Origin of the sequence: Solidesulfovibrio sp. (genome assembly GCF_029978005.1) — a bacterium.
In the GTDB taxonomy this organism is placed as follows: Bacteria; Desulfobacterota; Desulfovibrionia; order Desulfovibrionales; family Desulfovibrionaceae; genus Solidesulfovibrio.
Map to the genome: position 1 here is coordinate 1 of NZ_JARKOZ010000220.1, position 5,479 is coordinate 5,479.

A 5,479-nucleotide genomic window follows, 5' to 3' on the forward strand; every position below is an offset into this window, starting at 1 on the left:
GACGCAGGCCGCAAAGCCGGCCAGCACCGCCCGCCCCATTTCCGAGACCCCGGGCGCCCGCGGCGAAGCGCCGCATTTCAAGAGAAGCTTCTTTGATGCCTTTAAGAGGCTTTCAACGTAAAATTCCTTTAAATCCCGCCCCGAAGGGGTGACGGCCTGGGGGCGAAATTCCGCCCCCATCTTCGGTCCGCCAACGCCCACGCCAACGGTGACCGCAGCCCCCCCCGCCTACGCCGGCCGGGGGGGCCTGGGGGGAGTCACTCCCCCCAGCGGGGTTCGGGGCAGCGCCCCGATTGCTACTCCAGTCCGTAGCGTTTGAGCTTGCGCCACAGCGAGACGCGGTCGATGGCGAGGATGCGGGCGGCTTTGGATTTGTTGCCTTCGACTTCCTCGAGCACGTCGCGGATGTAGCGCTTCTCGTGTTCTTCGAGGGTGGGCCAGGCGTTGCGGGCGGTGCGGGTGGGGCGCACGCGTTCGTCGCGCAGGTCGGCGAGCAGGTGCGCGGGTTCGATGACTGCGCCGTCGCACACGGCCAGGGCTTTCTGGACGATGTTTTCCAGTTCGCGGACGTTGCCGGGGAATTCGTAGAGGAGCAGCCGGTCGAGGACTTCGGGCGAGAGGGAGACTTCGCGGCAAAGCGCCCCGGCGTGCTTGGCCAGGAAGTGTCGGGCGAGCAGCGGGATGTCTTCGCGGCGCTGGGCGAGCGGCGGCACGTGCAGGGTGACGACGTCGAGGCGGTAGAAGAGGTCCTGGCGGAAGGCTCCGGTTTCGGATTCCTTTTTGAGGTCCTTGTTGGTGGCCGAGAGCACCCGCGCGTCCATGGGGGCTTCCTCGGTGCCGCCGACGCGCAGGAAGGTGCGTTCCTGGAGCACGCGCAGGAGCTTGACCTGCATGGGCAGCGGCAGTTCGCCGATCTCGTCGAGGAAGAGCGTGCCGCCGGAGGCGGCCTCGATGAGGCCCTTGCGCCGGGCGGCCGCGCCGGTGAAGGCTTCGCGTTCGTGGCCGAAGAGTTCGTTGCTGATGAGCTCCTCGGAGAACGCGCCGCAGTTGACGGCCATGAACCGGCCTTCGCTGCGGGGGCTCAGGTCGTGGACGGTGCGGGCCACGAGTTCCTTGCCGGTGCCGGTTTCGCCGGTGATGAGCACGTTGCATTCCAGGCGGGCGACCTGGACGATGGCTTCGCGAAGCGCCTCCATGGCCGGGCTTTGGCCGATGAGGCGGGAAAGCCCGGAGGCGGGGTCGACCTTGCGCTTGAGGCTGGCCAGTTCCCGGCGCATGGCGGATTTTTCCAGGGCCTTGGCCGTCTGCGCCAGCACCTCGGCCACCTGCACGGGCTTGGCCACGTAGGTGAACGCGCCCTGGCGCATGGCGGCCACGGCCGAGTCCACGGCGGCGTGGCCGGTGACGACGATGACTTCCACTTCCGGGTAGCGGCGCTTGACGGCGGCGAGCAGCTCCATGCCGTCCATTTCCGGCATGCGCAGGTCGGTGAGCACGAGGTCGTGGGCTTCCTCGGCCAGGGCGGCCAGGGCCTGCCGGCCGTCGGCCGCGGCGCGCGGCCGGTAGCCGGCCTTGGCCAGGATGTGGACGAGGTTTTCCCGGGCGATTTCCTCGTCCTCGACGACCAGGATGCGTTCCTTGCTCACGGCCGGGGCTCGCTTTCCCGGGCGGGGGCTTCGGCCAGGGGCAGGCGGATGACGAAGGACGCGCCCTGGCCCGGGGCGCTTTCCACGGCCACGGCTCCGGCGTGCTTTTCGACGATGCCGTAGACGATGGAGAGCCCGAGCCCCGTGCCCTTGCCTTCCTCCTTGGTGGTGTAGAAGGGGTCGAAGATGCGGCTTCGTATTTCCTCGGGCACGCCCGGGCCGGTGTCGGACACGGTGACCACGGCCTGGCCGGATGCGTCGTCGCGGCAGGCGGCGAGCCGGACCTCGCCGTGGTCTCCCACGGCCTGGATGGCGTTGAGGAGGAGGTTGAGCAAGGCTTCCTGGAGCCGCGAGGCGTCGGCGGCGAGCACCAGGTCGTCCGGCACGTCGGCGCGCAGGCGCACGCCCGAGCAGGCCTGGCATTTGACCAGGCGCAGGGTGCGCGCGGCCAGTTCCGCCAGGTTGACCGGGCGCAGGGAGAACTCCCGGGCCCGGGAGAATTCCAGCAGGCCCTGGACGATGTCCCGGGCGCGCAGGGTTTCCTGGCCGACGTTGCCGAGGAGCTTGCGCAAGAAGGCCGGGTCGGCGGTCTCCAGCTCGTCCAGGGCGATCTGGCAGGAGGTGGAGATGTTGTTCAGCGGATTGTTGAGCTGGTGGGCCACGCCGGCGGTCAGGGTGCCGATGGAGGAGAGCTTTCGGGTCTGGACGAGCTGGTCCTGGCGGCGTTCGATCTCGGCCACCATGCGGTTGATGGCCTCCATGACCTGTTCGATCTCGTCGCTGGTGGCGACCACGGGAATGCGGTTGTAGCGCCCGGCGGCGATGTCGCGGGTGGCCGAGCGGATGATGCCCAGCGGCTTGAAGATGTTGCGGAACATGAGCACCGGCAGGGCGACGCCAAGGGCCAGGGCCACGGCCACCGCGCCGAGCAGCTGCCAGGCGAGCAGGCGCAGCAGGTCGCGGATGCGCTCGCGCTCGAATTCCACCACCCGGTCGGCCGCCTCGGCCAGGGCCTTGCCGATTTCGCGCAGTTTCAGCGCCGCCTCGCCCTCGGCTTCGACCTGGCCCGGGCCGGAGGCGGCCAGGGCGTCGAGGCCTTCGCGGTACTGGCGAAGGAGCATGCCCATGGCGTCGAGCTGGGGCGAGACCTTGAGGTCGCGGGCCTCGGCCGTGAGCACGGCCAGGGTCTTGAAGGACTCGTCGAGGTAGCGCCGGTCCTCGTCGAGGTCCTCGGGCAGGCCGTAGAGGAGGTAGTTCTTCTCGTAGCGGCGCACTTCGAGGATGGTGTTGGCGATGACATGCCCCAGGCGCATGAATTCCAGCTTGTCCTCCATGGTGGACAGGTCCTCGTAGGACACGAAGGCCATGGCGCCGATGCCGATGACGTACAGCAGCAAAATGGCGACGATGCGCTGTCGCAGGTTGAGCTTGGTGCGAAACGGTTCCGGCATGACGTCCCCCGGCCGCGCGGCGGCGGCCATGGCCTGTGCTTACGCTTTGTCGGGAGGGTCGGTAAACCCTCTTTGACCGCGCCGCGGCGCGCCCCTTACGCCCGGCGCATGCGCCGCCACAGGGTGGAGCGGCTGATTCCCAGGAGCTTGGCCGCCGCGCCCACCCGGCCGCCGGTCCGCTCCAGGGCGTCCCGGATGCGGTCCTCCCCGGCGCTTCCCGGCCGGGGCTCGCGGCCCGGGGCGGCTCCGGCCGGGGCGTCGTCGAGCAGGGCCAGGACGAGGGATTCGGGCACGTCGTACTCGCGGTGGGTGGCCGCCACCCGGGCCATGAGGTTTTGCAGCTCCCGGACGTTGCCGGGCCAGTCGTGGCGGCAAAGGGCGCTTTCGGCTCCGGGGGTGAGGCCATGGCCGCCGGGGCGCTCGGCGGCCTGGTCCAGGAAGCGGCGGGCCAGGCCGGGGATGTCCTCCCGGCGGCGGCGAAGCGGCGGCAGGGGCAGACGCAGGACGTTGATACGGTAGAAGAGGTCGTCGCGGAAGGCCCCCTCGGCCATGAGCCGGCCGAGGTTCTTGTTGGTGGCCGCCACCACGCGCACGTCCACGGGGAGCATCTGGTCGCTGCCCAGGCGCATGACCTTCTTTTCCTGGAGCACGCGCAGGAGCTTGCCCTGGAGCTCGAGGCCCATCTCGGCGATCTCGTCGAGGAAGATGGCGCCGCCGTGGGCCAGCTCGAAAAGCCCGGCCTTGCCCTTTTGGCTCGCGCCGGTAAACGCCCCGGGCTCGTAGCCGAAGAGCTCGCTTTCGAGGAGCTGCCCGGGCAACGCGGCGCAGTTGACGGCCACGAACGGCCCGTCGCGGCGCGGGCTGGCGTTGTGGATGGCCTGGGCGAAGAGCTCCTTGCCGGTGCCGGTCTCGCCGTGGAGGAGCACGGTGGCGGCGGTGCGGGCATAGTCCCGGGCCATGGCCACGGCCTGGCGCAGGGCCGGGCTCTCGCCCAGGACGTCCTCGAAGCGGGCCACGGCCACGTGGCCCGAGGCCAGCACGCGCCGGCGCACCGTGGCCTCCATCCGCTGGATGTGGCGCACGTCGTGGATGGTGGCCACCGCGCCCACGGTCCGTCCGTCCACGCGCACCGGCGTTCTGGTGCACACGATCTCCCGGTCGCCGACGCGCTCCACCTCGCCCACGGTCCCCTGGCCCGTGGCCAGGGACTGGGGCAGGCCCGACCGGGGCCAGACCTCGGCCACGGGACGGCCGACGGCCGTGGCCTCCTCGCAGCGCAGGAGCTTGCGGGCCACGGGGCTCAGCACCGTGACCCGGCCGTCCCCGTCCACAGCCACGATGCCGTTGTCCGTGGAGGTGAGCACGGCCCGCAGCAGGGAGTTCTTGGCCTTTTCCACGGCCCGGCCGTGGACGATGGCCCGGGCCTCGCGCACGGCGGCCAGCAGGCTCTGGGGGCTGCACTCCACGGGCAGGCTCGGCACGCCGAGCCGCCGGGCCACGAGGTCGGTGATGTAGCCGCCGACCACCAGCTGCGCGCCCTGGGCCCGGGCCCACAGCACGGCCGTGGCGATGTCCTCCTGCCTTTCGAGTTCGTGAACCGTGACGTCGAGCCCCAGCATGCGGCCGATCTCGGCCGCGCCGTCGGTCATGGGCGGGAAGGCCACCACGGCCAGCCGCCGGGCCTGGGCCGAAGCGGCGTGGAGGGCGGTGAGCAGATCCAGGCTCGAGGTGGAGATGTCCACCACCGAGAGGTCCGGCAGGGCGGCCTGGATGCACCGGGCCGTGGCCCCGCGGGAGATGACGGCCTCGACGCCGCGCCCGGCCAGGTCGCGGGCCACGGCCACGGCCGCTTCCATGAGGCCTTCGGCCAGGAGGACGTCGGCGTTTTCGCCGCGCAGGAGTTCGCGGGCGGTATCGTGCATGCGCCGGTTGAGGGCGAGGAGGGCGATGGTGGGCATGGGCGCATCCTGGCGACAGAATGAAACAATTTGAAACAATCTAGAACATAGTAGTTCCGTCGGTGCAACATATATTCCCAGCCCCATTGAATTCATTGAAAATAATCGTGGAACGTTTCCTGCTTCGCACGGATGCGACAACGGCCGAAAGCCGTCGCCGGCCAGGCCGAGGGGGGCGAACTTCCCCTGTCCGTCCGGAAGCGGGACGTGGTAACGTCCGGGAAAACCCCTCCAAGGAGCAGTCATGAACGGAAAAGTCACCGTCTTCGGCGCGGGCAACGTGGGCGGCGCGGTCACGCGCCGGCTCATCGAACGCAAGGTCTGCAAGAAGGTCGTGCTGGTGGACCGCATCCCCACCAAGGCGGCCGGCATCGCCCTGGACATCCTGGAGGCCAGCCCCGTGGACCTCCTGGAGCCGGTGTGC

At 70.0% G+C, this 5,479-nt stretch carries 4 protein-coding genes; 1 reads left to right on the top strand and 3 read right to left on the bottom strand.

Annotated elements, in window-relative coordinates:
* Window positions 1-296: 296 nt before the first annotated feature.
* The 3 genes from Q1K70_RS21935 to Q1K70_RS21945 form a co-directional block, all read right to left on the bottom strand.
* Window positions 297-1,646: a sigma-54 dependent transcriptional regulator gene (locus Q1K70_RS21935; protein ID WP_300164853.1), complete on the bottom strand. Its 1,350-nt coding sequence runs from the start codon at window positions 1,644-1,646 to the stop codon at window positions 297-299.
* The gene (locus tag Q1K70_RS21940) at window positions 1,643-3,127 is read right to left on the bottom strand and encodes an ATP-binding protein (protein ID WP_300164856.1); all 1,485 of its coding nucleotides are present in this window, start codon (window positions 3,125-3,127) and stop codon (window positions 1,643-1,645) included. The genes Q1K70_RS21935 and Q1K70_RS21940 overlap by 4 nt, the downstream gene beginning before the upstream one ends.
* 65 nt (window positions 3,128-3,192) lie before the next feature.
* Window positions 3,193-5,055 (bottom strand): sigma 54-interacting transcriptional regulator, encoded by a 1,863-nt coding sequence (locus tag Q1K70_RS21945; RefSeq protein ID WP_300164859.1) that lies wholly within the window; start codon window positions 5,053-5,055, stop codon window positions 3,193-3,195.
* A gap of 244 nt (window positions 5,056-5,299) precedes the next feature.
* Here Q1K70_RS21945 and Q1K70_RS21950 point away from each other — a divergent pair.
* A partial coding sequence (locus Q1K70_RS21950) for an NAD(P)-binding domain-containing protein (RefSeq protein WP_366521765.1) occupies window positions 5,300-5,479 on the top strand: 180 nt, incomplete at its 3' end.